A 24,918-nucleotide genomic window follows, 5' to 3' on the forward strand; every position below is an offset into this window, starting at 1 on the left:
GCCGGCGCTGGTCATGGCGGTCAGGTCACGGCCAAAGGTGTCGAGGTTGCGGCGGCGCAGGGTGACGATGCCGGCGATGCGATGGCGGTTTTCGGAAAACATGGCGGACTCGCTGAATCGACGGCCATCGCGCTCGACAGGCCTGAAGAATTCGTTTTCCCACACGACGACCGGCGCATTGCTGCTCTGTAGCAGCGCCTGGAATCCGGCGATGGTGTCGTCCATGGCCTGCCCGCCCACCAGCACGGTATGCAGCACCACCTGTTTTCCGCTGTCGGTCAGCACGTCCAGCGCCCCGGTTTCGGCGAGGTATCCGGTTACGGGCACAAAACTGGTGGCGCCGTTGTCGACGACGACCGGGCCGGCGTGGGTCAGCATCCATTCGATCATCTGGTCGAACTGGCGGCTGTCTATCTGGCGGTCGGCGTTGAGAATTTCGAGGGTGCGCACCGGCAGGGCGCGGTAGCGGGCAAGCGTCTGGTTGACGGGGTCGGTGTCGATGCCGAGCAGGTTGGCGTCCATGCCCTGGAGGGTTTGGGCGATCAGCGAGGCAATAAAGCTCTTGCCGACGCCGCCCTTCCCCTGCAAGACGATGTGTGTCTGGTTCTGATTCACGGTTGGGTTCTCCTTACCAATTGGGTTTGCTGTCGCGGATGGCTTGCCAGTCGAACGTGTCGCTGGCTGGCTGGATTTTTGGTTCCGTTTGCCGGGCCGGTGCTGCCTGCCCCGGCCTTTGGGTTTGGATTTGATGGCACTGCTCCTTGTCGGGTGGCTTGCCTTTTCTGGCGGCGGCCCTGGCCCGGCTCAGCACGGTGCGGAACACGTCGCTCGACATCTCGAAGCCGTCTGCCGCGAGGGCGGCGAGGATGGTTTTGTGTGGCACGCCGCGATTTATGGCGGCCTCGATGTCTGGCAACAGCTCCCGCACGCGCTCGCTGGCGGTCTTGGGGCGGCTGGGTGCGGCCAGCTGGGTGATCGGGTTGGTTTGCATACGGTTTGCGATGTGTTTGCAGACGGTTTGCAACTTGTTTGCAAGCTGTTTGCAAACAGTCTGCAAACGGCTAATTCAGCGGTTTGACGATCAGGAACACCGGCTTGCGGTTCTTGAAAACCGGAGCCTTGATCGTCCAGCCCTGGGCGCGGAGTTCTCGGATTGCCTCGTCGGTGAGGCGCGTTGCTTCGAATGCCATGCTGCTTCTCCTCTGGTTACTGCTTCGCGTTTTGCGGGTCACTGGAAAGCCGCCTGATTCAAGCGGCTGGCCGGTGCCGGCCCTTGCGGGCCGTACGGGTCAGGCGTTGGCGGTTTCGTCGGCCAGCAGGCCGGCGGCTTCGGTGGCGACGTAGCCGACGAAACACGCGGCAGCCGTCAGGGGGGAATCGAGCAGGATGAGGGCCGATACCAGCGCCATCTCGGTAGCGAGCTGGTAGGCCGAAAATCCGGCTGGCCGTTCTGTTTGCAGTGCGTGGCGGGCAAGGATGCTGGTGGCGATGCTTGCCGCTGCGTTGATCCATGCCCAGGCGATGACGGCAGCCAGTGCCCAGGCGTGCCCGGCCACGGCGGCGATGACAACTGCGGCAACGGCGACATCGCCGGAGATGTTGATCGCCCAGTATTTGCGAGAGTCCATGTTTTGCTCCGGTTGCTTGTGTGAGCAAAATATACGAAACGTGAACATTAAAAGCAATACGTTTCGTAAACTTTAGTGCAACAATGAATCCAAAACGTCGCCAATAACCACCAGCCTGAACTTGATGAATATGCCGGATTTCATCAGGCGGGCTTGATGGCGGCATCCGTTCTGCACCCTCAGGATTTGTGCAATGAATACCTTTGCGACACGACTCGTTCAGGCCAAGCAGGCTCGGCGTATCAGCTACGCTGCGCTCGCTGCTGCCGTTGGCGCGCCTGATCAGACGGTCTTTGCGTGGAAGAAAGGGGCGATGCCATCGCGCACGCACATGGCACGATTGGCCGTGGCGCTTGGCGTGCCAGCCGGATGGCTGGAAACAGGAGAGATGGACCGCATCTCAGTCGGGTCGGCTGAAGCGGTCATGGTGGCTCAGGCTTTTGAGGCCCTACCGGTCAGAAGGCGAAAGCTTCTCTTGGCGATGTTTGAGGACTGGGGCGCTTTGATCCCTGGGGGCTGTGATGTTGACTGACGTGTGCGGCGCTGCCCTCCTGAGCAGTTCACACCTGACAAGCAGCAATGTCATTGCCAGATCATGGCGATTTTCACAAACAGAAAGCAGCTTCGTGACGCGCTGCAATGACTTTTTGCGCGGCGCAATACCTTTGGCTGACACCAAACTTCTCCCATTTTTCATTAAAAGGAATTGGTCAGCCTATATGCCCTTATTCATCTGCTGCCATCAGGGAATATCCCTGGATCGATGTTGGGCATGAAAATAAAAAAACCGTTGATCTCTTTGTAATCAACGGTTTTCGCTCGTCTAGTCAATTTTGGTATTTAGCGTTCGCTCAAGTACCGACATCGCAAACTTGAGATCCTCCTCGGTCATGTCGGCTATTTTCCTGGCGATCCTTACCACCTTGTCTCGGTCAAGGTAGCCAAAAACCATGAATGCAGGATCAAGAGCCAGCTCATCGGCAATGAGCTGTAGCTGTGACAGCGTCGGCTCTCGCCTGCCATTCATGTAATGGCTCATTGCCGCCGTTGACACCCCGCAGCGCTTGGCCAGCTCTCGCTGGGTCAAGTCAAGCTCACGCATGCGTCGTCTGGCGCGGTCCTGCCATGTCTGTTTGATTTCGTCCATGCCCTGAATTGTGGGACGCAAAACGTTTGCGATAAACGTCCTGGATTTTTCTTCTGTACCCATTTCATCCTCAATCCTGCCGTTGAAAAGTTAACGAAACGTAAACATAATGGCGGCATGGAAAAGATCACATTCAGCCAGTGGGTGATCCGATCGGGGAAAACTCAACGGGAAATTGCAAGGGAGGTTGGCATCAGTACAGCCGCCTGCTCGAAGGCGTATCGCGGCCTTCAGTCTGGTCGCAAGGTCGCCAGACGGCTCGCCAGCTACACCGGGTTGCCCGTGACGGTCTTCATGATTCCAGACGATTTCTCCAGCCCGCGCGATTAAAGCCCTGCTCGCGCGGCTTTTGGCGAGGTTCTCCCCGCTCCTTTTCTTTCGCAACGGTAGCCCAGCTACCGGCAAAAAAATATGTAACCGTGGTGGGGATACGCACATGACTCCTGCTGATGCAGCCTGGCGCACCATTCATGACTACCCCGGCGGGGCCGAGGCACTGGCCACGCGCGTTGGCGTTGGTGCAAAAGTCCTGTCGAACAAGGTCAACCCGAACTGCTCGCACCGGCTGAGCCTGGACGAGGCCGACCGCATCATGGGGGCGACGGGCGACCTGCGTATCCTGCACGCGCTGGCGGCCCGTCATGGCGGCATGTTCATCGAATCGCCGGACGGCGAAGCCAGCGATGCCGCCCTGCTGGAGCTGGTCGCAAAAATATGGGCCGGGCACGGCGATGTCGGTACCGAGGTATCGGCCGCGCTGGAAGACTGCCGGATCGATGCGGCAGAAGTCGAGCGTATCCGTCAGGCGGTCTACCGTACCCAGGCCGCTATGGCAACGATGCTGCTGCGGCTTGAAAGCATGGCGGAATGACCATGGGCGACATCACCAGCCGCCACGACTGGCGTGCGCTGCGCCGGCGCATCCGGCATCTGCCGATCGCCAAAGACCCCGCCGCTGAGCGCCGGTCCGTGCTGGCCGAGCTGAGCCGCATTCTTCACGACACCCGGAGCCCCGAAATGGGATGCCTTGCCTGCAAAAACTCGCGCCGCGTACCTGCACCAGGCAAGACCGGCGTCTTTGACCTGGTGTGCAACATCCAGCGCCGCGAATCCGGTGCCGGCTGCCCGGAATTCGACCCCCGTGGCGGCCTGCCGCCTGACCCGCGCGGACTGGAGTACGACGAGCCTGCCCGGCTGATGCACGAAGCCCGCTACGTCTGCCGGCTGCGGCTGACCAGAAGCCACCACGGCTATCTGGACGGCGTGGCTGCAAAACGTGGCGACGCGGCCCGCAAAGAGCTGGAAACCGCTGTACGCCAACAGTGGAAAGACCGCGCAGGCTGGATGCGCCCGGCCGAGCTGGAGAGGGCGCGAAATGCCTGACAGCTACCGCGACCCCACGTTCGAGATTGTCGCCGGGCGCGAAGCCGCCGAGCAGCGGCGCCGGGCCAGACAGGCAGAGATCGAGCAGAAAAAGGCCCGGCAGCCGAATACCGAGCGCTGGATCAAGCGGCTGCGAATCCGGGAACTGACCCGGCGTGCAATGAGCAGATAGCGAGGCAAGACATGGAAATTTCTTTCGGCAGCAGAAACCACTTCATCAACTGGTTCGGCACCGCCCTGTTCCGCAGTACCGGGGAGCAATGCAGCCGGTCGCAGGTGGAAACGAAGCTCAAGAATCTCGAAAAATCCGGCGCAATCACCACCCGCCGCACCGATGACGGCCGTCTGCTGCTGCGCGTCAACGACTCGAAAGCCCTTTGCTGATGCTGTCCGCTTATTCTGGTTCCTGCTCCGACTTTTGCTCTGCTGTTGTGGATGCTTTCTTACCGGTCAGGAAAGCATGGGCAACACCAACCAGCGTGGCACCTGCCAGTACGGTTGCAACCCATTCGCGTCCGTTTACCGCCAGATACGCAGCCAGGAAAGCCATTACCAAGACGGACAGAAACGCCATCCATTGCCCGCGCTTGTCCCGCGATATGCGGCCTTCAAGCTCTGCCATTTCAGCATTGCGAATGTGTTTTCCGTTACTGGAAAACTCTTCAAAAATCAGCTTCGTGGCTCCCGGATACAGCGACTCGTATTGTTCGAGTGTGCGAGGCGCAGGCAGCGGGCCGGCGTGGAACTCTCTGCGAATCTCATGCGCCGGTCGTCTGTATTTTGACGGAGAATCCCGCTCGACATGGCCTGTCAATGGCTGCTCTTCGTGGGCGGAAATGACTTCCGCCCCTTTCGGGGCGGAGGGTTCAGCGTGTGTGCTGTTTGATTTTTCTGGCGACATCTGGATGTTTTGTCTCAAAACTCTTGACGGCCATCCGCATCTGCCGGGTTGTCATCTGGCTGGCTTTGGCCAGAAGTTCAGCCGTGCTGTGCGACGTGGCTGTGGTGTAGTTTGTTTGCGGCGAAAAGACGAATGTACGGGATATCCTCGCAATACGGCTCAACATGCTGTCAATCGTCTTGGTTGTCATGTCACGTTCTCCACTTTTGATGCTTTCCACCTGGTGTGCGAACAAGACCTGAACGCAGGCAATTTCATTGAAAAACAACGACTTGTCGTTTTTTTGGTGGTTTCAGAATCTAGTATACTGAACTATAAGCAATATTTATTGCAATACTCGGCATGTCAGTCCTGTCTGCTGATACATGGTGTTTTTGTCTTTTCGGCGTCCGCAGCCGATATCTTCCGCTTGCGGTCGATCCGCAGGTTCTGTTCTGCGTTTACCCTTCCCCACCTTGACCCCCGCCGCGCATGTGTCGTAGAGTCCAATGCAGTCGCGTTCAATAGCGCGATACGGGTTTGGACGCCCGTGTATGTTGGCGGATACGCCGCGCTTCGCGGTTTTTTTGTGTCCGTGCATGGCTGCACCCTCAATGGGGCGGGCCGTGCGGGAGGTGCGCGAGCACCTGCCGGTGCCAACTACCGGTCGTCCAACCCGCACGGTTCCGCCCCACCCGTTTGGACGCGGGTGGCGGAAAACACAATCCGCTTAGTTGGAGTTCAGCCATGACCATCAATGCCCAAGGTGCGTCCGCGCCTGCCGTTTTCTCGTTCGATACCCATGCTGTTCGTGCCATCAACCGTGATGGTGAGGTCTGGTTTGTTGCAACTGACGTTGCTACGGCTCTGGAGTATTCCCATACCCCGCACATGCTTCGTCACCTTGATGATGACGAAAAGGGTGTCCACATTGTGGACACCCTTGGCGGACCCCAAGATGTTGCGACTATCAGCGAATCCGGCCTCTACTCGGCCATCCTCAAGAGCCGCAAACCGGAAGCCAAACGCTTCAAGAAATGGGTGACGGCCGAAGTCCTGCCCGCCATCCGCAAGACCGGCAGCTATGCCGCTCCCGCCCCCTCTCCCGCCCCGAAAAGCATCAGTGCGGATCTGAAAGCCCGGTTTGACCTGACCCGCAAGCGCTTTATCGCCCAGTACGACATGAATGGCATGCTGTCGCTGAAGGAAATCCCCGAGGGCTGGGAGCTGATAGACATGGCTGAGGCCCGGCGTATCCGCGATGCGGCGCTGGATGTGTGCGAGAGCATGTTCAATATGAACCGGGTACTGCCCAAGACTCTGTACAAGCAAAACGGGGGCGTGTGATGAAAAAGCGCCCTGCTTATGGCAATGCGGTGTTCGACCGCAGGATGCGCCGCGATGTGCTTTGGCTGCTGGTGATCGGAGTCGGGAGCTGGAAGGCAGGCGATGGCCTGTTTTCTCGCCCGGACATGGCGCGGGTGGTGGTGCTGGATGACTTTGACCTGTCGGTGGCCAACTGGGATTTTGTTGCGGGTCTGGACGTGCTGCTGGCGGCGGATTCCGAGATGGATGGCCGGATTGAGCAGGTAGCAGCGGCGCTGATGTCGGCGCGGATCAATTCGCTGTGGCTGCATGATGGCGGCGGCGAGATTGACCGGGTGATGAGTGTGTCGTCCGGTAGCGAGCTGATCGTCGAGGGGCAGCCGATCGAGGTGGGCTGTTTTGCCGAGCGCCTGGCGGCTGTCCGCGAGGTGATGGCTTTGCTTGGTGAGGGTATCTGGGCGGGTGTTGAGTCTCCGCAGCGCCGGGCCTTGCTGGAGCGCTTGAGTGCGGAGGTGGGCCATGACTGATATGGCGACTGATCCGCAACTGGCGGTATTCCTGCACAAAGCCGTTGATCGTTCCGCTACTCCGGGCTATTCTCCGACCGTCGCGTTCAATAGCGCGATGCGGGTTTGGAAGCCCGGTTGTACAGGCGGACACCGCCGCGAGAGCGGTATTTTTGTGTCCGTTGCATGGTCGCGCCCTCTATGGGGCGAGCCGTGCGGGAGGGCGCAAGCCCTGCCGGTCCTGTACCCGGTCTTCCAACCCGCACGGTTCCGCCCCACCCGTTTGGAAGCGGGGAAGCGGAAAACACAGCCGCTGTACAGGAGCAAGATCATGCATAACACCGCCCAAGGTGCGTCCGCGCCTGCCGTTTTCTCGTTTGAAGCTCACTCCGTCCGCACCATCAACCGTGATGGCGAAGCTTGGTTCGTCCTCAACGACGTCACCGAGGCGCTCGAATTCAGCCGTGGCCGCGACGCGGCACGCATGCTGGACGACGACGAGAGGGGGGGGCGCACATTGTGCGCGTCAGGTCTGAAAACGGCGTCTCGCAAGACCGCGAGGTCACCATCGTCAACGAGTCCGGCCTGTACTCCCTGATCCTCAAGAGCCGCAAGCCGGAAGCCAAACGCTTCAAGAAATGGGTGACGGCCGAAGTCCTGCCCGCCATCCGCAAGACCGGCAGCTATGCCGCCCCTGCCCCCTCCCCCGCCCCGAAAAGCATCAGCGCGGATCTGAAAGCCCGGTTTGACCTGACCCGCAAGCGCTTTATCGCCCAGTACGACATGAACGGCCTGCTGTCGCTGAAGGAAATCCCCGAAGGCTGGGAGCTGATCGACATGGCCGAGGCCCGGCGTATCCGCGATGCGGCGCTGGATGTGTGCGAAGGCATGTTCAAGCTGAACAAGGTGCTGCCAAAAGCCCTGTACAAGCAAACGGGGGCGGGTCATGAATGACATGACGATTGATCCGCAACTGGCGGCTTTTGATGCGGTGATCGAGGAAAACCTGATCGGCAAGGCGCTGGAGTCTGACCCGATTGATGTGGTGAAGGCGGTAAACCGCTTTGTGCTGATCCACGGGACGACGCAGGTTTTCGATACGCAGCAGGGCATGACGATCAAGAAACCGGCGTTTGAGCTGCTGGTGGGCAAGGATGTGGCCGGCGAGTGGGCGAAGTCGCCACAGCGCCGGGTGGCGACGGCCGAGGATGTGAAAAAGGCGAAGGCGCAGCTGGATGAGCGCAAGTGGCAGGCTGACGCTGGCTATACCTCGGCGCTGGAACGCTATGTGCTGATAGAGGGCACTGAGAGCATCTGGGACAGCGAGCTGGATGAGGTGGTGCCGGCCGGGGCGGTGCGTCTGCACCTGGGGGAGATGTTCAAGCTGTGGCAGAACAGCCCTGCCCGCCGCAGTGTGCTGAAAAACAGGCTGGTGTTCGACCCGACGCAGCAGGTGTGCCCGGAGAGCTACATCAATATGTTCAAGGGGCTGCCGATGACGCCTGATTTTCCGGAAGGTTTGCCGGAGGCGACGGTGCCGCTGGATCTGGCGGAGGCGTTTCCGAAGTGCCGGCAGATCATCAATCTGACGCTGTCGCTGTGCAATGACGATCCGATGGACTGGATGTGGCTGATGTGCTGGCTGGCCCTGCCTTTGCAGCGTGTCGGGGCAAAGATGCATACGTTTGTGCTGATGCACTCGGATGTGCAGGGCTCGGGCAAGAGCATGTTCTTTGAGGGGGTGATGAAGCCGATTTACGGCCTCTATGCGACGACGGTAGGTCAGGATCAGCTGGACGGGAATTTTTCGGGTTGGCGCTCGCGCAAGCTGTTTTTGCTGGGCGAGGAGATCGTGAACAACCGGGAGAAGTATTCGCAGTCCGGCAAGATCAAGCACATCGTGACGGGCAAGACTCAGGTGCTGGAAAAGAAGTTTGTCGATGCCTGGGAGGAACAGAACTTTGCCAACCTGGTGATGCTGTCGAACCTCTATATGCCGACGCATGTGGAGAAGCATGACCGGCGCACGGCGGTGATCTGGCCGGAACAGGTGCTGTCCGAGGCGATGCAGGATGCGGTGGATGCTGAGCTGCACAACGGCGGGGTTGAGGCGTTTTATGCGTTCTTGCTGTCGATACCGCTGGCGATACCGAGCCAGGCGACGGGAGAGCTGGTTCCGTTCCGCGAGAACACGAAGCCGCTGGACACGGAGGCGCGCAGGCGCTTGATCCGCATGGGGCTGAGTGCGTGGGAGGCTTTCTTTATCGGCTGGGAGTCTGGCGAGCTTGGCGTGCCTTACGGGCCGGTGTTGGTGTGGCAGTTATACGGGCTTTATCACCAGTGGTGCGTCCGTGACGGTGGCAAGACCTCGCCTATGGCGAAGCGGATTTTCAGTGAGATGGTGTCTGCCAAGATGCGACGACGGCCGGAGCATTGGTGTCGTGGCACGGCCAGAGGGCAGTCTACGGCCTTTACGCCAAAGGATCAGGGGCCGCCTGCGGGGGTGTCCCGGCAGGAGTGGGTCGGGCAGTCAATCAAGGCTTTTGAGATCGCTGCGCGCGAGGCTGGGTGGGATGTGGAGTCATGGGAGGCATACCGCGACCAGCCTGTGCGCAGGGATGGGGAGGTCTGAGCGTGAAAACCGGGTTTGTGATGCTCGTGCTTCACTTGTGTGAAGCGTTTGTGATGGGTGGAAAGCCAGTATCCATGCGGGTTTGTGAAGCATGTTATGCAGCCTCGCGCACCCGCGCATGTGTGTGTGAATGTTTGGCCTTCCCCGCTCTACCCCATCGTGTTGATGGCTCTCGCATGCAAATGGTGCAAATTGCTTAACGAGCATAACAAATCGTTTTTTTTCAGTAATTTAGAGCTTCACAGGTGTTTAACATCTGTTTAACAGGTTTGTTTTTAACGTAACAGGATGGAAAAAACATGAATCAGGCTAATGAAGTGGCACAAAAAAACTGGTTTGAAGATAAATGCCAGCAGGTCAGCCCATGTGTGCTTGTGGCTTTTGGAATTGAGGTGTCAAGCCGCTATGGGAAGTCGTGTGAGTTGGTTAAAATGCTCTGGTTCGCCAGCGAATTGGCAATCAATGGCTTGGAACAATTGGTCGAAAAGGTTGAGTTTGATTCCAAGACTGGTTCGGTTTTTATTACCCTTTCGACTTATGGATGCATGGATTCAGCCTTGACGGAACGCCATGCAGAAAAAATGACCATGACAATGGAGCTGCGAGAAATTGCGGCTCAACATTTTTCGGTGGTTGTTTTTTCTGATGGTCATGAGCAGGTAGCTGGGTAATTGGTACAAAAAAACGGCGGGCAATGATCTGCCGGAGGAGTGTTGCAGGGCATATCGCTTTGGATGAGGTGATATGCGAAACAGTCGGATTTACCCGCTGCTGTTGCGGTCTTGGGAAGTGGTGCAGACGGGCGGGGTTCGGGCGACCGGGTTTGAGCCGCGCCGGCCGGGGGGTGCGGGCCGGGCTGATGCGGCGGTGGACTACGATACGGCGATGCGGCTGATCCGCCCTTTCATGGCTCTGCCGCCGTCGTGGCGGGAGCCGGTGAGGTGTCTGGCCCTTGGTGGCGTGCATGACATCCATCGCTGGGCAAAACGGCTGGAGCAACTGGTGGAAAGCCGGATTGTCCATCCTCGCCCTGACTGGGTGCTGTTCGGGGTGGAGTACGGGGTGTGGTGGTGGCTTGAACGCGAGGCCCGGCTGCCGGTACCGAAGGGTGCGCGGCGCAACTGCCGGGAGTTTGGCGATCTGGTGGGCATCAGCCATGAGTCTGCCCGGCAGTGGTGGCACGCAAATGTGGCCGGGGTGCTGGATGGCTGGTGTGCGGCGGCAGAGGGTGAACTGGAGCCGCTGTGCAACAAGCTGTTCCCCATCGGGATTGCGCTTGACATGCCTGCGTAATTTGACAAAAATGGCGATATACAGCTACCCGAATTGCGTCCAGATCAAGCCCGGCTTCTCAGTCCGGGCTTTTTCTTTGAGGTTTTTGCCATGAGATTAGAGCTATCCGGTGCGGACAGGGTCCGCCAGCAGTTGCTTGATCTGGCAAGCCAGACGCCAAAGCAGGCGAACTATGCAACGGCGGTGGCGCTGACCTGCACGGCTCAGCTGATCCGGACGGGGGGCAGGCAGGTGATGCAGGGGCGCTTTGATCGCCCTACCCCTTACACGCTGAATTCGATTTATGTGCGGGGGGCGACGCGCTCAAACCTGACGGCTCTGGTGAACATCAAGGATGAGCCGTATAAGTCTGCCCCCGCGAGCCGGTGGCTGAGGGCGGAGATTGATGGTGGCGAGCGTCACCAGAAGCGCAGCGAGAAGCTGATCAGCCGGCTGGGTCTGGGAAACTTCATGACGCCGGCCGATGCGCCGAAAGACGGGTTCGGGAACGTGAATCGCGGTTTCATCGTCAAGATGCTGTCTGGCATGAAGGCGATGGGCGAGCAGGGCTACATGGCCAACCGGACGAAGGGAAAGCGCAGCCAGCGCAAGGCCCGGAACTTCGACATCTTTGCGGGTAACCCTGACGGGATGGGGCCGGGTATCTGGCAGCGTGTGGCGCTTGGTCATGGCACAGGGCTGAAGCCGCTGATGTGGCTGCATGACTCGGCGCCGCAGTATCGGGCGGTCTTCCCGTTCGAGAAGATCGCCGAAAACATCTACCGCGCCCGGTTCTCTACACAGCTGGAGCGTGCGATTGCCGAGGCACTGGCTACGGCAAGGTAGAAAGCGGGTCCTTCCCGGGCTTCGCCGCTTGCGGGTAATTCTAGCCTCGACTTTTTTCTAGTTACGGGTCTGCTAGGGACTTCCTTCCTTTATTTGGTTAACCGGTGATTTGTTGCAAAGTCATGACGGCGAAACCAATTTGGGTAAGCATAAGAAGATATATGACTACTATTCCAAAAAACACCAATCTTTGATGGATTTTTATAGATTCGTGTTTCATTTTAAAATCTTTCAATTCATTAAGCTGTCCAACAACTATCAAGGTCGAAAAAAGAAGAATTGTCATAACGACTATAAATGTAAACCATTCAAGATTCTTTTTATATGCAATGTAAAAGCCAAAAGTTGATACCATTGCAAGCCCAGAAACATCTGACATCCATTTTCTAACCAAGTCTGTAAATTCGTTCATATATATCCCCATCGTGACATTAAAGTATGTGAGGCTATTTTTAATGAGCAAAATAGTCAACAAGCGTGAGCTTTCATTAATACTTGGAATATCAGAGCGGACGCTGACCGAATGGCAGCGTGAAGGCATGCCCGTTGTGACGCATACCGGGCGCGGCTCGGCAAACCAGTACGACACTGCCGCCGTCATCAAGTGGTATGGCGCGCGGGTGGCGAACGGAGCCAGCAAGGAAAGCGCGAAAGACCGGCTCGACCGTCTGCGCGGCGACCAGGTGGAAATCGAAATCGCCAAAGAGCTGCGCCGCCTGGTGGCTATCGATGAAATCGAGCCGGCTCTTGGGCAGTTCGTGGCCGATGCCGTTTCACTTATGGCCGCCCTACCCGACAAATACACGACCGTGATCAGCGAGGCGGTTTCGCCGGATGCCATCCATGCCGTGCTTGAGGACATGCTGGTCGAACTGAGAGAGCAACTGGGGAACTATGAATTCAGCGCAACGCTTGCTACTGAGCCTGCTGCGCCGGGTGATGAAGCCCCCGCCGAGGATGACGCCGGCTGAGTGGGCCGAGAAATTCCGGCGCATGAGCACGAAAGAATCGGCCTTTGTAGGCCGTTTTTCTTTTGGGCTGAACCCCTATTTCCGCTGGTTCCTGACCGAGCTGCAACGCCGGGATGTGACGCGAGGCGTCTGCAAGAAATCCGCACAGGTAGGCTGGACGCAGGCTGTCATCCTGAACCTGCTGGGCTGGCTGATCCACATCCGCAAGGGCACCACTATCGTGATGTTCCCGAAGGCGGCAGCGGCGCAGAACTTCAACCTGGAAAAATTCGAGCCGATGGTGGAAGGCACGCCCGAGCTGGCGGCCATCATCCCGACAGGGCGACGCAACAAGGACAACAAGCAGCTGTTCAAGAACTTTGTCGGCGGCTTCATCAAGTTTGTCGGCAGCAATTCAATCGCGGATGTGAAATCCACCAGTGCCCGCAATCTGGTCATCGAAGAACCCGATGACTGCAACCTGAACCTGCGCGGCCAAGGCAATGCCATCACCCTGCTGGAAGAACGAGGGAAAAGCTACCGTGATGCCAAGCTGCTGATCGGTGGCACCCCGTCCATCAAGGGCATTTCCGCCATTGATACCGAGTTTGAGCGCAGCAGCCAGCATTACTGGCATGTCCCCTGCCCGGACTGCGACGAATTTCAGGTGCTGGTGTGGGATCAGGTGCGCTGGAGCAAGGCCGATAGCGAAACCGACCCGCTCTACGGACGGCATCAGCCGGAAACGGCCCGCTACTGCTGCGCGCACTGTGGCAGCCTCTGGACAAACGACCAGAAAAACGCTGCCATCCGCAAGGGAAAACCTGTCGCCCATGCCGAATTTCGCGGCATTCTCGGTCTGGCTCTCAACGAACTTTACTCGCTGATGCATAACAGCCGGATGTCCGAGCTGGTCGGCAAGTTCGTGCAGGCCCACCAGAAGCTCAAAGCGGGTGATCCAGGCGAAATGATCGTGTTTCACAACGCCACGCTCGGCCTGAGCTGGGAATTCAAGTTCCGCCAGTCGTCACCGGACGACCTGCGCGAACGCGGACTGGATTACCCGCCGATGACTGTGCCGCGTGGCGGTCTGGTCATTACCGCCGGGGTGGACGTGCAGCACAACCGGCTGGCCGTGGTCATGCGGGCATGGGGGCGTGGTGAAGAATCCTGGCTGGTGCAGTGGACAGAAATCGACGGCAACCCGCTCGATCTGGCGCCCCACGATGCCGACGGCACCCCGCGCACTACGGTCTGGGACAAGCTCGACGCCCTGCTGTTTTCGCCCATCCGCCACGCGGACGGTTTTTACATGCAGGTCAGCGCCGTCAGCATTGATGCCGGCGACGGCACAACCTCGGATGCGGTCTACAGCTGGGTACGCAAGCAACGCTACCGCGAAGGCGTGCGCGTCATGGCCGTGCGTGGCGCCCGCTCGCCCATTGCGGAAATCTTTGCCAAGCCCAAGGCGCCGATTGATACCGACTACCGCAATACCAAGTCGAGCAAGTATGGCCTGCGTGTCTACGAAGTCGGGGTCAGCAAGGCAAAAGACCTGCTGATCGGTGCCGAAGGCCGCATCACACTGACCGGATTCGGGCCGGGGCGCATGCACTTTACCCGCCACGTAAGGCAGGACTACTGCGAGCAGCTGCTGTCCGAGCGCAAGGTGCCCAAGCGGCAAAGCTCGGGTCAATACGCCGTCAACGAACTGGTCTGGCAGCGCCTGGCCGGCGTCCGTAATGAAGTACTGGACTGTGAAAACTACAACCTGCACGCCGCCCGCTCACTGAAGCTGCACACCCGCACCGAGGCGCAATGGGCGCAGCTGGAAGCGGATCTGCGGCAGGACGGTCTGTTTGCCGACCCACCCGCCATGACGGCGCCCGCTCCGGCCAAACCTGCAATCAACGACAGCCCGGATGACGAGTACGAGCCCGTCGTGTCGAGTTTTCTGGAGTAACCCATGACTGACCTCAACACCCTCCGCACCCGGCTCGCCGAAGCCGAGGCGGCCCGGCATAAGCTGCTGACCGGCAGCCTGCGCGAGCGGATCAGTTCGCCCGGTGGCGCGGATATTACCTACACCCGAACCGAAATCACGGCGCTGGACCGCTACATCAGCAGCCTGAAGGCAGATATCGCCAAGGCAACCGGTGCGGCCAGTCCGCGCCGGGCCATCCGGCCGTTTTTCTGACGGAATGCATCATGAAAAAACGCATCAAGCCCAAGGGAAATTCCGGCTCCCAGGCCATCGGTGCCACCTCGCACCAGGGGGCCTCGACCAGTAGCGCGCAGCTGGCCAGCTGGGTGCCGATGGCGGCCTCGGCCGATGCGGACTTGTTGCCTGACCTTGGCCTGCTGACATCGCGCAGCCGCGACCTGACCCGCAATAATGGAATCGCTGCCGCTGGCATCCAGACCTTGGTCGACAACGTGGTTGGGGTCGGTCTGCGGCTGGCAGCCATGCCGGACTGGCGCGCGCTCGGAAAATCGGCCGACTGGGCAATGGAATGGCAGCGCAAGACCGAATCGCTGTGGCGCGAGTGGGCCAGCAGCACCGCCTGCGACGCCGCCCGCGAACTCAATTTCGCCGGGCTGACCGAGCTGATTTTTCGCAGCCAGATCCTCAACGGCGATGCCATCGCCATCCCCCTGTGGCTGACCCGCCCCGGAGAGCGTTTCCGCACGGCCATCCAGCTGGTGGAATCCGACCGCCTGTGCAACCCGAATCTGGCGCCGGATACCGCCTCCATGCGCGGTGGCATCGAGTTTGACCGCTACGGTGCGGCGGCAGGTTACTGGATACGCACCACTCACCCGGGTGATGTGCTGCTGGCCGGTGGATCGCCCGGGAAGTGGGAGCGCATCCCGGCCCGCACACCATGGGGTCGCCGCCGTGTGCTGCATGTCCACGAAAAGGAGCGCACCGGGCAGTCGCGCGGAAAACCGATCTGGTCGTCTTCAATCCAGCAGTTCAAGATGCTGGACCGCTATGCCGGCGCCGAGCTGGACGCAGCGGTGATCAATGCCATCGTGGCCGCCTTCATCGAAACGCAGATGGACAGCGACGCGCTGGTGGACATGCTGGGCGGGCCGGAAAATGCCGGAAAGGAATTTTACCGCCTCCGCACCCAGCGCCGCCCACAGCTCAAAAGCGGCATGGTCGTGCCGCTGAACCCTGGCGAACGGCTGGCTCCTTTCCAGCCGGCCCGACCGGCGGCCCAGTTTGAAGCCTTCACCGTGGCGGTCATGCGGCATATCGCGGCCAGCATCGGCCTGCCGTATGAGCTGCTGCTAAAGGATTTCAGCAAGACCAACTACAGCAGCGCCCGCGCGGCCCTGCTGGAAGCGTGGCGCACTTTCCGCAGCCGCCGGGAAAAGCTCTCATGGTATTGGGCGCAGCCGGTTTACGAGCTGTGGCTTGAGGAAGCCATTGATGCCGGGCTGATCGAAGCGCCGAGCTTTTACGAGCAACGAGCAGCCTGGTGTCGGGCCAGCTGGATCGGTCCAGGCCGGGGCTGGGTTGACCCGGTCAAAGAGGCGCAGGCCGCCAAAATCCGCATGGAAACAGGCATCAGCACCCTGCAAGCCGAATGTGCCGAACAGGGGCTGGACTGGGAGGAAGTCATGGAACAGCGGGCGCGTGAGCAGGCCAAGGCGCACGAACTCGGGCTGACCTCGACGACACCCGCTCCGGACGACGCTGTACCGTCTGAAAAAGCCAAAGAGGACGAAGGGGATGACTGACAAATCGCAGGCTGCGCTGATCAAGAGCGGCATTGTCGCCCGTCATGCCGGTGCCGGGCATGTGGTCGTCCGGTTTGATGATCTGGACGGCATGGAATCCGCCCCGTGGCCGGTAGTCGGCGCACGCTACCACAAGGACAAGGGCAGCCACCCGCCCGATATTGGCGCGCAGGTCGCCTGCGTGTGCGACGAACACGCCGAAAACGGCTTTGTGCTGGGAGAAATCCCCAGTGACGCCGACGCGCCTGGAACCGACAACCCGGCGCTGTGGCACTGGAACATGCGCGATGGCAGCGTGTTTTCGTTCGACCCGGAGACCGGGCGGCTCGAAATCACCCTGACCGGCGATGCCGTCATCAAGGGGCCGAGCCTGCTGCTGGACGTAGCCGACACCACCTGCACCGGCAAGCTGACCGTGCAAGGTCTGTTCACCTACCAGTCCGGCATGGCCGGATCTGGCGGCAGTGCCGGCACCAAGATCAGCGGATCGATCCAGCACGAAGTGGGCGACCTCACCTCCAACGGCGTCACGCTGCATACGCACACGCACACTGAACAGGGCGACGGTGCCGACGTCGGCCCGCCTCACTGATTCCGTTTTCACGCTGGCCGCCTCCGGGCGGCCTTTTTTATGGGAGATCGTCATGTCGTTTGATCCCGTTTACGTGCTGCTGGCCGTTTTCTACCTGCTGGCCCTGATCCTGCTGCTGCTCCGTGGGCGGCTGCTGGACTGGCCTGCCTCCGCCCGTTTCCCACCCTGCGGGGTGCTGCCGGGCGGCGGGGCGAGGGAAAAAGCCAGGCGTCTGCGGCAGCTTGAAAAGCAGCGCCGCCGCCCGCGCGGAGGTTCGCCATGTCCGGGGTAACACCGCAACCCGCCCTGCCCCGCCTGTTTTCCCGGCTCTACAACACGCCGCTGATGCTGCTTCCGGAGCATGCCGAGTCCCTGCATGCGCTGATGCTGACCCGGCTGACGGGCGGGGACATTTCCGTGCAGGCCAGCGCCGAGCCACCGCGCATCGCGGCAGCGGTGGACGACCGCAAGCGGCCTTACCAGCTCACAAGCACCGGGGTGGCGGTCATCCCGGTAATGGGGCCGCTGATGCAGCGGGGCAGCTGGCTGGATGCCATGTGCGGCATGACCAGCTACGACCGCGTCAACGCGCTGGTCAGCGCGGCCATGCGCGATCAGGACGTGCGCGCCGTGCTGCTCGAAATCGACAGCCCCGGCGGTGAGGTGGCCGGGCTGTTCGCCTTGTGCGACCGCCTGAAAGCAGCGGCTACGAGCAAGCCCGTCTGGGCCTATGCCAACGAGGCGGCCTGCTCGGCGGCCTACGCCATCGCCAGCAGCGTCGACCGGCTGTATCTGCCGCGCACCGCGATGGTCGGCAGCATCGGTGTTATCGCCATGCACGTTGACCAGTCGGCCCGCGATGCCACGCAGGGCTACACCTACACCCCCGTGTTTGCCGGCGACAAAAAGGCCGATGGCAACAGCCATGCGCCGCTGTCAGATCGCGCCCGCACCACGCTCCAGACGGAAATCGACCGTCTGTATTCGATGTTTGTCGACCACGTTGCCACCGGGCGCCGCTTGGAGAAGCAAGCGGTGATCGACACGCAGGCTGGCTTGCTGAATGCGGATGCCGCAGTCGCGGGCCAATTCGCTGACGGCATTGCCTCTTTCGACGAAGTGATTGCCCAGCTCGCGGATACGGCCAGGCCGGCATCCGTTTTTACCGGAACCCATGCCATGACTCAGGAAAACAAGACTTACACCCAAGCGGAACTCGACAGTGCCGTATCTGCTGCCCGCAGCGAGGCGGCCACAGCCGAACGCGAGCGCGTATCTGCCATTCTCGACCTGCCGCAGGCCAGCGGGCGTGAAGCCCTCGCCCGCAAGCTGGCCATGACCCCCGGTGTCACGGCGGAAACCGCCGCCGGCCTGCTGGATGTCGCCCCGGAGGCGGCAGCCGCCCCCACGGCACCGCAGGCGACCACCCCGCTTGAGCGGCACATGCAGTCGCTCGGCAATCCGCAGGTCGGCGCCGATGCCGGCCAGACTCCCGCGCAACCCGATGCAGCCACCCTCGGCGCGTCCATTGCAGCCCTGGCGTAAGGAGATCCCATGCACGCCCAGATCAAACAGGAAGGCACCTACACCCCGGACGCGCTGCTGGCTGGCTCGGCAGATGATTGCCTGGTCACCAGGGTGGTGATTGCCGCCGGACAGGTGCAGCCGTGCGGCGCCCTGCTCGGCAAGGTCACTGCCAGCAAAAAGCATGTCCTCTCGCTGGCCGCCGCCGATGACGGCAGCCAGACCCCCGATGTGGTGCTGGCCGAGGATGTTGACGCCACGGCAGGCGACACAGAAGCCATGGCGTATTTCACCGGCCCGATCAACGCCCATGCACTGACGCTGGGTGCCGGGCATTCGGTGGATTCGGTGTTCGCAGCCCTGCGCGCCAACGGCATTTATCTCGTCAAGTAAGGAATCAGCATGGACATTTTTGCAACCGCCGTCCTCGCGCATGTGGTCGCCAACCTGAAGCGCCCGAAGCTCTTTCTGCTCAACAGCTATTTCGGTCATGAGCAACGGGAAACCACCGAAGAAATCCATTTTGAGGTCGAGCATGGCCGCCGCCGCATCGCCCCTTTTGTGTCGCCGCTGCGTGCCGGCCAGATTGTCACCAGCGACGGCAGCACGGTCACCAGCCTGAAGCCGGCCTACATCAAGGACAAGCGCCAGTTCGATGCCAACGCACCGCTGCGCCGTGCCGTGGGCGAGCAGATCGGCGGCGTGCTGTCGCCGGAGCAGCGCATGCAGGCCAATCTGGCCCGCAGCCTGCTGGATCAGGTCAGCATGGTGGATCGCCGGCTGGAATGGATGGCAGCACAGGCGCTGATTCATGGTCGCTACGTCATCAAGGGCGAGGGCTACCCGGAAAAGATGATCGACTTCCAGCGCAGCCCCAAGCTGCGCATCGTGAAAGGACAGGGGGCCAAGTGGACGGACCCCAACGTCAACCCGCTGGACGACCTGCAAGACTGGGCCTTGCTGGCCGTGCAGGAGTCCGGCGTCTACACCTCTGAAGTCACCATGGACCCGGCAGCATGGAAAGCCTTCCGCAGCAATCCGCACGTCGAAAAGCGCTGGACCAGCCTGAACGGCAACATCAGCGGGCTGACCCCGGCCGCCGCTGGCGACGGCGGCAAGTACATGGGCAGCATTGACGGCTTCGACATCTACACATATGCCGACTGGTTTGTTGATCCTGACGACAACACCGAAAAGCCGTTCCTGCCGGCGGGCTCGGTGCTCCTGTCGTCCACCTCCGGACTGGAAGGCTATCGCGCCTTCGGTGCCATCCGCGACGAAAAGGCCGGCTACCAGGCACTGCCGTATTTCGCCAAGTCGTGGGTCGAGGAAGACCCGGCCGTGCGCTGGCTGCTGATGCAGTCGGCGCCGCTGGTGGTGCCCTACCGCATCAATGCCAGCGTGTCGGCTACCGTGCTGTAAGGGGGATGCACCATGAAAATCCTGCTCAAGTGCAGCTACGTTACCCGTAGCGAAACCCTGCCGCCGGGTGCCGAGGTGGATCTGGACGACGCCGAAGCCGTCCGGCTGCTTGATGCCGGGCTGGCAGTCGAGGTCATGACCAGCCAGCGGCGCCGCAAGCCCGCCCGGCCACCGGCGGAAACCGGGGGCGAACCCGATGGCGACGCTGACTGACGAACTGCGCGAAGCCTTCGAGCAGCTTGCCGGCGAATTCGGCGCGACCGCGCAGGAAGCCAGCAATACCGGGGAAGCCGCGCGCTTCCCCGTGCTGTTTCTGTCCCCAACCGAAGCCATGCGGATGGATGGCCCCGGCCTGATGGATCTGAGCCTGGACTACACCGCGTTTTCGCTGCGCGTGGCGGCCTGCCGGTTTCCGGACTGGCCGGCGCGGCTTGAGCAGGGTGCCCGCATCCTGGTCGATGTGGCCGTTTCTGGCGAGCCGCGCGGGCGGTTTCTGGTGCGCCGCGCCAGGCGCTCTGCCGATGCCGTGCTGCTTCACTGCGAAATCTCCACACTGCAAGAGGCCACCGATGCTGCACCAGACGGAAGCCGGGTTGATCCGGCGATTGCAAGACTCGTTGCCGGCCAGCGTTGAAGTGTGCGGCTGCCCGGAAAACCGCGAGGAACTCCGGCGCCCGTTCGATGATGGTCGCGTGCTGGTTGTGTACGGCGGTGGCAAATCCGCCGCGCCGCGTGATGCCTCTGGTGCCGGTCAGTATCGCAGCGAGGAATGGATGCTGGTCATCCAGCACGCCAAGCGCAGCCGGCTGATCGGGCTGGTGGATGCCGTCACCCTGATCCTGACCGGCTTTCGCCCTCCGGGTACTGCCGGGCGGCTGCGGCATGTGGCCGACAGCTCACCGGAAGTGCTCGATGCGACGTGGTCCCTGTTCCAGACCTGGCATATCGACGCGGCGCTGGTGCCGCTGGCCGATCCGCAAGACCTGCACCGCTTTGTCCCCATTTTCACCAAGGAACCCTAGCCATGCGCTACCGCTATACCGGCCCGGTTTCCAGCATCCTGATCGACGGCAAGCCGACCCAGCTTGTCACGGGAGCCGAAATCGACCTGCCCGAAGACAGCCACGACACCATCCGCCTGAAATCGCTTGGCGTACTGGTGCCGCTGGATGCCGCCCCGCCCACCCGCAAGAAAGGCTGACCCATGGCTGCCAACTTTTTGCACGGCGTTGAAACCGTCCGGGTCGACAAAAGCCCGCGCGCGGTCAACATGGTCAAATCGGCCATCATCGCCCTGATCGGTGCAGCGCCCACCGGCCCGGTCAACGAGCCCATCCTTTGCCTGTCGGATACCGACACGGCCCGGTTCGGCCCCCTGCTGCCGGGCTTCAGCGTGCCGGATGCGCTTGATGCCATCTACGACCAGGGCGCAGCGGCGGTCATCGTCGTCAACGTCCTCGACCCGGCCACCCACCGCACCGCCGTCCCGGCCGAAACGGTCCACCTCGACCCGGCGACCGGCAAGGCCGCCATCGCCCACCCGGCCGCGATGGACGTGGTGGTGAAATCGGCCGATGGCACCGTCACGCACACCCTCGGTACCGACTACCTGCTGGACGCGCTGACGGGAGAAATCACCCGCATCGGCAGCGGCGCCATTGCTTCCGGCGCCACGCTGACCGTCGCCTATGCCTGGGCCGACCCGGGCAAGGTCACCCCGGCCGACATCATCGGCAGCGTGGATGCCGTCACCGGCCGCAAGAAAGGTCTGAAAATCCTTGGCGACACCTACCAGCGCTTTGGCTACTTCCCCAAGATCATCATTGCGCCGGGATACGCCAGCCATGCCGGCGTCGCCGCCGAGCTGATTGCCGTAGCCAGCAATCTGGGTGGCAAGGGGCTGGTTGATGCGCCCATCGGCACCACGCGCGACATGGCCGTCGCCATGCGCGGTCCAACGGTGCCGGATTCGCCCTTCAACACCAGCAACCGGGCCGCCATCCTGTGCTATCCGCACGTCAAGGTTTATGACACGGCTACCAACAGCAACCGCCTGCAACCGCTTTCGGCGCGCATGGCCGGGGTGATGGCTGCCAAGGACATGAGCCACGGCTACTGGTGGAGCCCGTCGAACACCGAAATCAAGGGCATTGTCGGGCTGGAGCTGGACTTGACCGCGCGGATTGACGACCCGCTCTCCGACGTGAACCTGCTCAACGAGGCCGGCATCGTCACCGTGTTCAACTCATTCGGAACCGGATTCCGCCTGTTCGGCAACCGCAATGCCAATTTTCCGAGTGAAAGCGGCCTGACTACCTTCATCCCCTGCACCCGCGTGCAGGACATGATCGACGAGTCGCTGCGCTATGCCTCGTTGCAGTATACCGACCGACCCATTGACGATGCGCTGATCGACATCATCGTCCAGTCCTGCAACCAGTTCATGAACAAGCTGATCGGTGACAGGTCCATCCTGGACGGCGTGTGCTGGTATGACCCCAAGCGGCAGACCGAAACCGGGCTGGCCAACGGCCACGCCATCATCGGCTACAAATTCACCCCGCCGCCGCCGCTTGAGCGCCTGACCTACGAATCCGAAATGACCAGCGAATACCTGGTCAAGCTGAAAGGGACTGAAGCATGATTCTCGAAGCCGTGCGCGACGGTGTCGTGTATCTCAACGGCACCAGTTATCTGGGGGTCGTCGATGAAATCAAACTGCCGGAAATCCAGTTCCGTACCACCGACCGCAAGCTGACCGGCGGGCTGGGGGTGATCGAGCTGCAAGGCGGGCTCGACAAGCTGGAAGCCGAGATCAAGTGGACCAGCATTGACTACAAGCTGGCCGGTGCACTGCTGGCCCGTGGCAAGAGCAACCAGCTGATGATCCGCTCGGCCCAGCAGTCTTTTGACGGTACCGGCAGTCTCACGAAAGAGCGGGCACTGGTCACCCACATGACCGTGCAGACCAAGTCGCTTGGGCTGGGCGAGCACAAGGGCGGCGACCCGTCAGAAATGCCGGCCAAGTTCATCGTGCATGCCGTCAAGCAGACGCTCGACGGCGAGCCGATCATCGAAATCGACGTGATCAACCAGATTTTCAAGACCGGCGGCATCGACCTGCTGGCGAACTGGCGTCGCATCCTGGGGATTTAAACCATGAACGAAATGCAAGAAAAGATGGCCGACGGCCAGTTGAGTGACGGTCGCCGTTTTACCGTATCGCCGGTTTTTGGCCGGCATATCCGGCAAGCCCGACGCATGCAGAACGAGGCCGACATTGATTACCTGTTCGGCCTGACTGCACAGGTAACGCTCATCGATGGCAAGCCCATCACGCCGCATGATCTGGATGACCTGCCGGGCAAGGATGTCGTCGCCCTGCAAACGGCCGTCCAAAAAAAAATGATCTGAGCCAAGGGCACCCCGGCTTGCTGTCGATCATGCATCTGATCGCCACCACGGGGTGGCACCCGGAGCAGGTCGACAGCATGTCGGCGGAGGATCTGGTGTTCTGGTGCGGACTGGCGACGGATTATCACAACCACCTCAACCGGGCGCCGGATTGATTAGTCGCAGCTTAGCTGCTGCCAATGAAACCGCATGACTCATCGGTAAGTTATTGATCTACCGTGTTCGCAACTATCCGAAACATAGGTTTTATTAACCGTCCTTAATCCGCAAACTTCGCTTGCTTAAGATTGCATTAATATTTTATAGATTATTTAATAACTATGGTTTACCTAAATGGTGCATAATATGCATATATTGTTTTCATGTGCAGGCGATAAATATATGCGGAATGATGAATGCAGTATCGTTGAATGGACTATTGATGGATTTCTAGCTGAAATCAAAAGCATACATAACAATATGCAGGATCGTTCCCTAGCCTTTATCTTGGGTGCGGGTGCGTCAATAAGCTCTGGCATTCCAGCAGGCGGAGATCTTGCAAAAAAGTGGCTAGAAGAGATATATATTAGGAAATGTCATTTACAAAAAGACATACCATTAGATAAGTGGGCTGCCAACGAACTAAACATAGATAGTTTTCAGATGTCTGATGCAGCAAAACACTATGCAAAAATCTTTGAATTGCGGTTTGCTGGTGATCCAAAATCAGGTTATTCCTCTTTAGAAGCCGCAATGGAAAATGCCGAGCCTGGTATTGGTTATTCAATGCTTGCATCAATTCTTGACCAAACACGGCATCGAGTTGTCATTACAACGAACTTTGATAACCTAGTGGCGGATGCTTTATCAATTCACGCCCTAAAACATCCATTGATCGTCGGTCATGAATCTCTTGCCGGATTTATTCGACCTCAACTATCACGTCCACTTGTTGCAAAAATCCATCGCGACCTTTTCCTTCACCCTAAAAACGACCAAAATGGCATTAAAGAACTAGAGGAAGGATGGAATATAGCATTACATAAACTATTTCAACATTACACCCCTATCGTGATTGGATATGGTGGCAATGATGGAAGCTTAATGGGGTTCCTAGACAAATTGGATAAAGAGTATATACCAGGGAGATTATTTTGGTGTTACCGAGAAAATTCAAAACCTGATAAAGCCATTTTGGATGTCATTGCCAAACATAATGGTGTATTAGTAAGGATTTCCAACTTTGATGATCTCATGATTAGGTTGGCACAAAATGTTATTGAAAATTTTGAATTAGCAAACATCATTGATGGAATTGAGAAAATAGGAAAAAAACGAGCCAAAAGATATAAGGATCAAATCGCAAATATATTTGATATGCATAAAGAAAAGAGCGAAACATCCGATGCAAATCCAATAAACGCGGCTCGTAAATCAAACGCAAAAGCTATCGAACATAAAATACAATGGTGGATTTGGGAGCTACGTTCAATAGTCGAAACCAATCTTGATAAGCGTAAAGAAATCTATAAAGAAGCTCTAAGTGAACTGCCAGAAAGTTATGAATTGTCCAATATTTACGCATTGTTTTTGAAGAATCAATGCAAGGATTTCGATGGTGCCGAGGCGATGTTCAAGAGAGCACTTGAGCTTGCACCAGACAACGCCCAAGTGACCGGCAATTTCGC

40 protein-coding genes are annotated in these 24,918 nt (G+C 59.6%); 33 read left to right on the forward strand and 7 right to left on the reverse strand.

What is annotated here, in order from left to right:
- Nucleotides 1-100: 100 nt before the first annotated feature.
- Nucleotides 101-466, forward strand: a complete 366-nt coding sequence (locus G542_RS18400; RefSeq protein WP_155826600.1) for a hypothetical protein — start codon at nt 101-103, stop codon at nt 464-466.
- Nucleotides 467-628: 162 nt separating this feature from the next.
- Here G542_RS18400 and G542_RS0104360 read toward each other — a convergent pair whose 3' ends face one another.
- The 3 genes from G542_RS0104360 to G542_RS0104370 form a co-directional block, all read right to left on the reverse strand.
- Nucleotides 629-991 carry a hypothetical protein gene (locus G542_RS0104360; RefSeq protein ID WP_155826601.1) on the reverse strand — a complete coding sequence of 121 codons (363 nt, stop codon included), beginning with the start codon at nt 989-991 and terminating at the stop codon, nt 629-631.
- A gap of 70 nt (nt 992-1,061) precedes the next feature.
- On the reverse strand, nt 1,062-1,190 hold the full coding sequence (locus tag G542_RS19440) for a hypothetical protein (RefSeq protein WP_012697148.1): 129 nt from the start codon (nt 1,188-1,190) through the stop codon (nt 1,062-1,064).
- A 99-nt stretch (nt 1,191-1,289) separates the two neighbouring features.
- Nucleotides 1,290-1,628 carry a hypothetical protein gene (locus G542_RS0104370; protein ID WP_027823478.1) on the reverse strand — a complete coding sequence of 113 codons (339 nt, stop codon included), beginning with the start codon at nt 1,626-1,628 and terminating at the stop codon, nt 1,290-1,292.
- 193 nt (nt 1,629-1,821) lie between these two features.
- On the opposite strand from G542_RS0104370, the gene G542_RS0104375 reads away from it, so the two are divergent.
- A complete protein-coding gene (locus G542_RS0104375) occupies nt 1,822-2,160 on the forward strand; it encodes a helix-turn-helix domain-containing protein (protein ID WP_027823479.1) in 339 nt (112 codons plus the stop codon).
- Nucleotides 2,161-2,451: 291 nt separating this feature from the next.
- On the opposite strand, the gene G542_RS15880 is transcribed toward G542_RS0104375, so the two are convergent.
- On the reverse strand, nt 2,452-2,838 hold the full coding sequence (locus G542_RS15880) for a helix-turn-helix domain-containing protein (RefSeq protein ID WP_034984984.1): 387 nt from the start codon (nt 2,836-2,838) through the stop codon (nt 2,452-2,454).
- A gap of 54 nt (nt 2,839-2,892) precedes the next feature.
- On the opposite strand from G542_RS15880, the gene G542_RS15885 reads away from it, so the two are divergent.
- The 5 genes from G542_RS15885 (at nt 2,893) to G542_RS0104405 (ending at nt 4,542) form a co-directional block, all read left to right on the forward strand.
- Nucleotides 2,893-3,105 (forward strand): helix-turn-helix domain-containing protein, encoded by a 213-nt coding sequence (locus tag G542_RS15885; protein ID WP_034984986.1) that lies wholly within the window; start codon nt 2,893-2,895, stop codon nt 3,103-3,105.
- Nucleotides 3,106-3,211: 106 nt separating this feature from the next.
- Nucleotides 3,212-3,646, forward strand: a complete 435-nt coding sequence (locus G542_RS0104390) for a phage regulatory CII family protein (RefSeq protein WP_027823480.1) — start codon at nt 3,212-3,214, stop codon at nt 3,644-3,646.
- Between the two features lie 2 nt (nt 3,647-3,648).
- On the forward strand, nt 3,649-4,158 hold the full coding sequence (locus G542_RS0104395; RefSeq protein ID WP_155826602.1) for a DUF7696 family protein: 510 nt from the start codon (nt 3,649-3,651) through the stop codon (nt 4,156-4,158).
- On the forward strand, nt 4,151-4,330 hold the full coding sequence (locus G542_RS0104400) for a hypothetical protein (RefSeq protein WP_027823482.1): 180 nt from the start codon (nt 4,151-4,153) through the stop codon (nt 4,328-4,330). Before G542_RS0104395 ends, G542_RS0104400 begins: the two co-directional genes overlap by 8 nt.
- 11 nt (nt 4,331-4,341) lie before the next feature.
- Nucleotides 4,342-4,542 carry a hypothetical protein gene (locus G542_RS0104405; protein WP_027823483.1) on the forward strand — a complete coding sequence of 67 codons (201 nt, stop codon included), beginning with the start codon at nt 4,342-4,344 and terminating at the stop codon, nt 4,540-4,542.
- A 10-nt stretch (nt 4,543-4,552) separates the two neighbouring features.
- Here the strand turns inward: G542_RS0104405 and G542_RS17860 are convergent, their stop codons facing one another.
- A complete protein-coding gene (locus tag G542_RS17860) occupies nt 4,553-5,059 on the reverse strand; it encodes a DUF2335 domain-containing protein (protein ID WP_081666733.1) in 507 nt (168 codons plus the stop codon).
- A complete protein-coding gene (locus G542_RS18405; protein ID WP_155826603.1) occupies nt 5,025-5,249 on the reverse strand; it encodes a hypothetical protein in 225 nt (74 codons plus the stop codon). Before G542_RS18405 ends, G542_RS17860 begins: the two co-directional genes overlap by 35 nt.
- A 536-nt stretch (nt 5,250-5,785) precedes the next feature.
- Between G542_RS18405 and G542_RS17370 the strand changes: the two genes are divergently transcribed.
- From G542_RS17370 to G542_RS0104450, 8 genes are all read left to right on the forward strand, one after another.
- Nucleotides 5,786-6,385, forward strand: coding sequence for a BRO-N domain-containing protein (locus G542_RS17370; protein ID WP_051189900.1), 600 nt, complete (start codon nt 5,786-5,788; stop codon nt 6,383-6,385).
- Nucleotides 6,385-6,891, forward strand: coding sequence for a hypothetical protein (locus G542_RS0104425; protein WP_027823485.1), 507 nt, complete (start codon nt 6,385-6,387; stop codon nt 6,889-6,891). Before G542_RS17370 ends, G542_RS0104425 begins: the two co-directional genes overlap by 1 nt.
- 310 nt (nt 6,892-7,201) lie before the next feature.
- Nucleotides 7,202-7,468: a BRO-N domain-containing protein gene (locus G542_RS19610; RefSeq protein ID WP_373279776.1), complete on the forward strand. Its 267-nt coding sequence runs from the start codon at nt 7,202-7,204 to the stop codon at nt 7,466-7,468.
- Nucleotides 7,390-7,824 carry a BRO-N domain-containing protein gene (locus G542_RS17375; protein WP_027823486.1) on the forward strand — a complete coding sequence of 145 codons (435 nt, stop codon included), beginning with the start codon at nt 7,390-7,392 and terminating at the stop codon, nt 7,822-7,824. The genes G542_RS19610 and G542_RS17375 overlap by 79 nt, the downstream gene beginning before the upstream one ends.
- A complete protein-coding gene (locus G542_RS15905) occupies nt 7,817-9,502 on the forward strand; it encodes a primase-helicase family protein (protein WP_155826604.1) in 1,686 nt (561 codons plus the stop codon). The genes G542_RS17375 and G542_RS15905 overlap by 8 nt, the downstream gene beginning before the upstream one ends.
- Before the next feature lie 299 nt (nt 9,503-9,801).
- Complete coding sequence (locus G542_RS0104440; protein ID WP_027823487.1) at nt 9,802-10,173, forward strand: hypothetical protein; 372 nt, start codon at nt 9,802-9,804, stop codon at nt 10,171-10,173.
- 196 nt (nt 10,174-10,369) lie between these two features.
- Nucleotides 10,370-10,795: a hypothetical protein gene (locus G542_RS0104445; protein WP_155826605.1), complete on the forward strand. Its 426-nt coding sequence runs from the start codon at nt 10,370-10,372 to the stop codon at nt 10,793-10,795.
- Between the two features lie 90 nt (nt 10,796-10,885).
- Complete coding sequence (locus tag G542_RS0104450) at nt 10,886-11,620, forward strand: hypothetical protein (protein ID WP_027823489.1); 735 nt, start codon at nt 10,886-10,888, stop codon at nt 11,618-11,620.
- A 97-nt stretch (nt 11,621-11,717) separates the two neighbouring features.
- On the opposite strand, the gene G542_RS0104455 is transcribed toward G542_RS0104450, so the two are convergent.
- Nucleotides 11,718-12,032, reverse strand: a complete 315-nt coding sequence (locus G542_RS0104455; RefSeq protein ID WP_155826606.1) for a hypothetical protein — start codon at nt 12,030-12,032, stop codon at nt 11,718-11,720.
- Nucleotides 12,033-12,075: 43 nt separating this feature from the next.
- On the opposite strand from G542_RS0104455, the gene G542_RS0104460 reads away from it, so the two are divergent.
- From G542_RS0104460 to G542_RS18415, 18 genes are all read left to right on the forward strand, one after another.
- Nucleotides 12,076-12,591, forward strand: a complete 516-nt coding sequence (locus G542_RS0104460; protein ID WP_027823491.1) for a terminase small subunit — start codon at nt 12,076-12,078, stop codon at nt 12,589-12,591.
- A gap of 22 nt (nt 12,592-12,613) precedes the next feature.
- On the forward strand, nt 12,614-14,533 hold the full coding sequence (locus tag G542_RS15910; protein ID WP_244878677.1) for a phage terminase large subunit family protein: 1,920 nt from the start codon (nt 12,614-12,616) through the stop codon (nt 14,531-14,533).
- A gap of 3 nt (nt 14,534-14,536) precedes the next feature.
- Nucleotides 14,537-14,767 carry a gpW family head-tail joining protein gene (gpW, locus tag G542_RS0104470; protein ID WP_027823492.1) on the forward strand — a complete coding sequence of 77 codons (231 nt, stop codon included), beginning with the start codon at nt 14,537-14,539 and terminating at the stop codon, nt 14,765-14,767.
- Nucleotides 14,768-14,778: 11 nt separating this feature from the next.
- Complete coding sequence (locus G542_RS0104475) at nt 14,779-16,320, forward strand: phage portal protein (protein WP_027823493.1); 1,542 nt, start codon at nt 14,779-14,781, stop codon at nt 16,318-16,320.
- Entirely contained in the window at nt 16,313-16,912 is a 600-nt protein-coding gene (locus G542_RS0104480; protein ID WP_027823494.1) for a phage baseplate assembly protein V, read from the forward strand. The genes G542_RS0104475 and G542_RS0104480 overlap by 8 nt, the downstream gene beginning before the upstream one ends.
- Nucleotides 16,913-16,964: 52 nt before the next feature.
- Nucleotides 16,965-17,183 (forward strand): hypothetical protein, encoded by a 219-nt coding sequence (locus tag G542_RS0104485; RefSeq protein WP_027823495.1) that lies wholly within the window; start codon nt 16,965-16,967, stop codon nt 17,181-17,183.
- Complete coding sequence (locus tag G542_RS0104490; RefSeq protein WP_027823496.1) at nt 17,171-18,436, forward strand: S49 family peptidase; 1,266 nt, start codon at nt 17,171-17,173, stop codon at nt 18,434-18,436. Before G542_RS0104485 ends, G542_RS0104490 begins: the two co-directional genes overlap by 13 nt.
- 9 nt (nt 18,437-18,445) lie before the next feature.
- Entirely contained in the window at nt 18,446-18,808 is a 363-nt protein-coding gene (locus tag G542_RS0104495) for a head decoration protein (RefSeq protein ID WP_027823497.1), read from the forward strand.
- Nucleotides 18,809-18,817: 9 nt separating this feature from the next.
- Entirely contained in the window at nt 18,818-19,837 is a 1,020-nt protein-coding gene (locus G542_RS0104500; protein ID WP_027823498.1) for a major capsid protein, read from the forward strand.
- 12 nt (nt 19,838-19,849) lie between these two features.
- Nucleotides 19,850-20,050 carry a hypothetical protein gene (locus G542_RS15915; protein WP_034984990.1) on the forward strand — a complete coding sequence of 67 codons (201 nt, stop codon included), beginning with the start codon at nt 19,850-19,852 and terminating at the stop codon, nt 20,048-20,050.
- Nucleotides 20,034-20,471: a hypothetical protein gene (locus tag G542_RS18770; RefSeq protein ID WP_027823499.1), complete on the forward strand. Its 438-nt coding sequence runs from the start codon at nt 20,034-20,036 to the stop codon at nt 20,469-20,471. Before G542_RS15915 ends, G542_RS18770 begins: the two co-directional genes overlap by 17 nt.
- Nucleotides 20,407-20,859, forward strand: a complete 453-nt coding sequence (locus G542_RS0104515) for a Gp37 family protein (RefSeq protein ID WP_162142331.1) — start codon at nt 20,407-20,409, stop codon at nt 20,857-20,859. The genes G542_RS18770 and G542_RS0104515 overlap by 65 nt, the downstream gene beginning before the upstream one ends.
- Before the next feature lie 2 nt (nt 20,860-20,861).
- Nucleotides 20,862-21,038, forward strand: a complete 177-nt coding sequence (locus G542_RS18410; protein ID WP_155826607.1) for a hypothetical protein — start codon at nt 20,862-20,864, stop codon at nt 21,036-21,038.
- Between the two features lie 3 nt (nt 21,039-21,041).
- Entirely contained in the window at nt 21,042-22,481 is a 1,440-nt protein-coding gene (locus G542_RS0104525) for a phage tail sheath subtilisin-like domain-containing protein (protein ID WP_027823501.1), read from the forward strand.
- Nucleotides 22,478-22,993 carry a phage major tail tube protein gene (locus G542_RS0104530; protein WP_027823502.1) on the forward strand — a complete coding sequence of 172 codons (516 nt, stop codon included), beginning with the start codon at nt 22,478-22,480 and terminating at the stop codon, nt 22,991-22,993. Before G542_RS0104525 ends, G542_RS0104530 begins: the two co-directional genes overlap by 4 nt.
- 3 nt (nt 22,994-22,996) lie before the next feature.
- Nucleotides 22,997-23,251: a hypothetical protein gene (locus G542_RS0104535; protein WP_027823503.1), complete on the forward strand. Its 255-nt coding sequence runs from the start codon at nt 22,997-22,999 to the stop codon at nt 23,249-23,251.
- Between the two features lie 29 nt (nt 23,252-23,280).
- A complete protein-coding gene (locus tag G542_RS19445) occupies nt 23,281-23,406 on the forward strand; it encodes a hypothetical protein (RefSeq protein WP_280513437.1) in 126 nt (41 codons plus the stop codon).
- Between the two features lie 190 nt (nt 23,407-23,596).
- Nucleotides 23,597-24,918, forward strand: a 1,322-nt coding sequence (locus G542_RS18415; RefSeq protein ID WP_211218780.1) for an SIR2 family protein, incomplete at its 3' end; no start/stop codon positions are given.

Source organism: Laribacter hongkongensis DSM 14985 (genome assembly GCF_000423285.1).
Lineage (GTDB): Bacteria > Pseudomonadota > Gammaproteobacteria > Burkholderiales > Aquaspirillaceae > Laribacter > Laribacter hongkongensis.

Excerpts from the sequence above, each read along its gene's own strand:
- G542_RS18400 (WP_155826600.1), top strand. The coding sequence starts at position 101 with ATGGCGGACTCGCTGAATCGACGGCCATCGCGCTCGACAGGCCTGAAG.
- G542_RS0104360 (WP_155826601.1), bottom strand. The coding sequence starts at position 991 with ATGCAAACCAACCCGATCACCCAGCTGGCCGCACCCAGCCGCCCCAAG.
- G542_RS19440 (WP_012697148.1), bottom strand. The coding sequence starts at position 1,190 with ATGGCATTCGAAGCAACGCGCCTCACCGACGAGGCAATCCGAGAACTC.
- G542_RS0104370 (WP_027823478.1), bottom strand. The coding sequence starts at position 1,628 with ATGGACTCTCGCAAATACTGGGCGATCAACATCTCCGGCGATGTCGCC.
- G542_RS0104375 (WP_027823479.1), top strand. The coding sequence starts at position 1,822 with ATGAATACCTTTGCGACACGACTCGTTCAGGCCAAGCAGGCTCGGCGT.
- G542_RS15880 (WP_034984984.1), bottom strand. The coding sequence starts at position 2,838 with ATGGGTACAGAAGAAAAATCCAGGACGTTTATCGCAAACGTTTTGCGT.
- G542_RS15885 (WP_034984986.1), top strand. The coding sequence starts at position 2,893 with ATGGAAAAGATCACATTCAGCCAGTGGGTGATCCGATCGGGGAAAACT.
- G542_RS0104390 (WP_027823480.1), top strand. The coding sequence starts at position 3,212 with ATGACTCCTGCTGATGCAGCCTGGCGCACCATTCATGACTACCCCGGC.
- G542_RS0104395 (WP_155826602.1), top strand. The coding sequence starts at position 3,649 with ATGGGCGACATCACCAGCCGCCACGACTGGCGTGCGCTGCGCCGGCGC.
- G542_RS0104400 (WP_027823482.1), top strand. The coding sequence starts at position 4,151 with ATGCCTGACAGCTACCGCGACCCCACGTTCGAGATTGTCGCCGGGCGC.
- G542_RS0104405 (WP_027823483.1), top strand. The coding sequence starts at position 4,342 with ATGGAAATTTCTTTCGGCAGCAGAAACCACTTCATCAACTGGTTCGGC.
- G542_RS17860 (WP_081666733.1), bottom strand. The coding sequence starts at position 5,059 with ATGTCGCCAGAAAAATCAAACAGCACACACGCTGAACCCTCCGCCCCG.
- G542_RS18405 (WP_155826603.1), bottom strand. The coding sequence starts at position 5,249 with ATGACAACCAAGACGATTGACAGCATGTTGAGCCGTATTGCGAGGATA.
- G542_RS17370 (WP_051189900.1), top strand. The coding sequence starts at position 5,786 with ATGACCATCAATGCCCAAGGTGCGTCCGCGCCTGCCGTTTTCTCGTTC.
- G542_RS0104425 (WP_027823485.1), top strand. The coding sequence starts at position 6,385 with ATGAAAAAGCGCCCTGCTTATGGCAATGCGGTGTTCGACCGCAGGATG.
- G542_RS19610 (WP_373279776.1), top strand. The coding sequence starts at position 7,202 with ATGCATAACACCGCCCAAGGTGCGTCCGCGCCTGCCGTTTTCTCGTTT.
- G542_RS15905 (WP_155826604.1), top strand. The coding sequence starts at position 7,817 with ATGAATGACATGACGATTGATCCGCAACTGGCGGCTTTTGATGCGGTG.
- G542_RS0104440 (WP_027823487.1), top strand. The coding sequence starts at position 9,802 with ATGAATCAGGCTAATGAAGTGGCACAAAAAAACTGGTTTGAAGATAAA.
- G542_RS0104450 (WP_027823489.1), top strand. The coding sequence starts at position 10,886 with ATGAGATTAGAGCTATCCGGTGCGGACAGGGTCCGCCAGCAGTTGCTT.
- G542_RS0104455 (WP_155826606.1), bottom strand. The coding sequence starts at position 12,032 with ATGAACGAATTTACAGACTTGGTTAGAAAATGGATGTCAGATGTTTCT.
- G542_RS0104460 (WP_027823491.1), top strand. The coding sequence starts at position 12,076 with ATGAGCAAAATAGTCAACAAGCGTGAGCTTTCATTAATACTTGGAATA.
- G542_RS15910 (WP_244878677.1), top strand. The coding sequence starts at position 12,614 with ATGAGCACGAAAGAATCGGCCTTTGTAGGCCGTTTTTCTTTTGGGCTG.
- gpW (WP_027823492.1), top strand. The coding sequence starts at position 14,537 with ATGACTGACCTCAACACCCTCCGCACCCGGCTCGCCGAAGCCGAGGCG.
- G542_RS0104475 (WP_027823493.1), top strand. The coding sequence starts at position 14,779 with ATGAAAAAACGCATCAAGCCCAAGGGAAATTCCGGCTCCCAGGCCATC.
- G542_RS0104480 (WP_027823494.1), top strand. The coding sequence starts at position 16,313 with ATGACTGACAAATCGCAGGCTGCGCTGATCAAGAGCGGCATTGTCGCC.
- G542_RS0104485 (WP_027823495.1), top strand. The coding sequence starts at position 16,965 with ATGTCGTTTGATCCCGTTTACGTGCTGCTGGCCGTTTTCTACCTGCTG.
- G542_RS0104490 (WP_027823496.1), top strand. The coding sequence starts at position 17,171 with ATGTCCGGGGTAACACCGCAACCCGCCCTGCCCCGCCTGTTTTCCCGG.
- G542_RS0104495 (WP_027823497.1), top strand. The coding sequence starts at position 18,446 with ATGCACGCCCAGATCAAACAGGAAGGCACCTACACCCCGGACGCGCTG.
- G542_RS0104500 (WP_027823498.1), top strand. The coding sequence starts at position 18,818 with ATGGACATTTTTGCAACCGCCGTCCTCGCGCATGTGGTCGCCAACCTG.
- G542_RS15915 (WP_034984990.1), top strand. The coding sequence starts at position 19,850 with ATGAAAATCCTGCTCAAGTGCAGCTACGTTACCCGTAGCGAAACCCTG.
- G542_RS18770 (WP_027823499.1), top strand. The coding sequence starts at position 20,034 with ATGGCGACGCTGACTGACGAACTGCGCGAAGCCTTCGAGCAGCTTGCC.
- G542_RS0104515 (WP_162142331.1), top strand. The coding sequence starts at position 20,407 with ATGCTGCACCAGACGGAAGCCGGGTTGATCCGGCGATTGCAAGACTCG.
- G542_RS18410 (WP_155826607.1), top strand. The coding sequence starts at position 20,862 with ATGCGCTACCGCTATACCGGCCCGGTTTCCAGCATCCTGATCGACGGC.
- G542_RS0104525 (WP_027823501.1), top strand. The coding sequence starts at position 21,042 with ATGGCTGCCAACTTTTTGCACGGCGTTGAAACCGTCCGGGTCGACAAA.
- G542_RS0104530 (WP_027823502.1), top strand. The coding sequence starts at position 22,478 with ATGATTCTCGAAGCCGTGCGCGACGGTGTCGTGTATCTCAACGGCACC.
- G542_RS0104535 (WP_027823503.1), top strand. The coding sequence starts at position 22,997 with ATGAACGAAATGCAAGAAAAGATGGCCGACGGCCAGTTGAGTGACGGT.
- G542_RS19445 (WP_280513437.1), top strand. The coding sequence starts at position 23,281 with ATGCATCTGATCGCCACCACGGGGTGGCACCCGGAGCAGGTCGACAGC.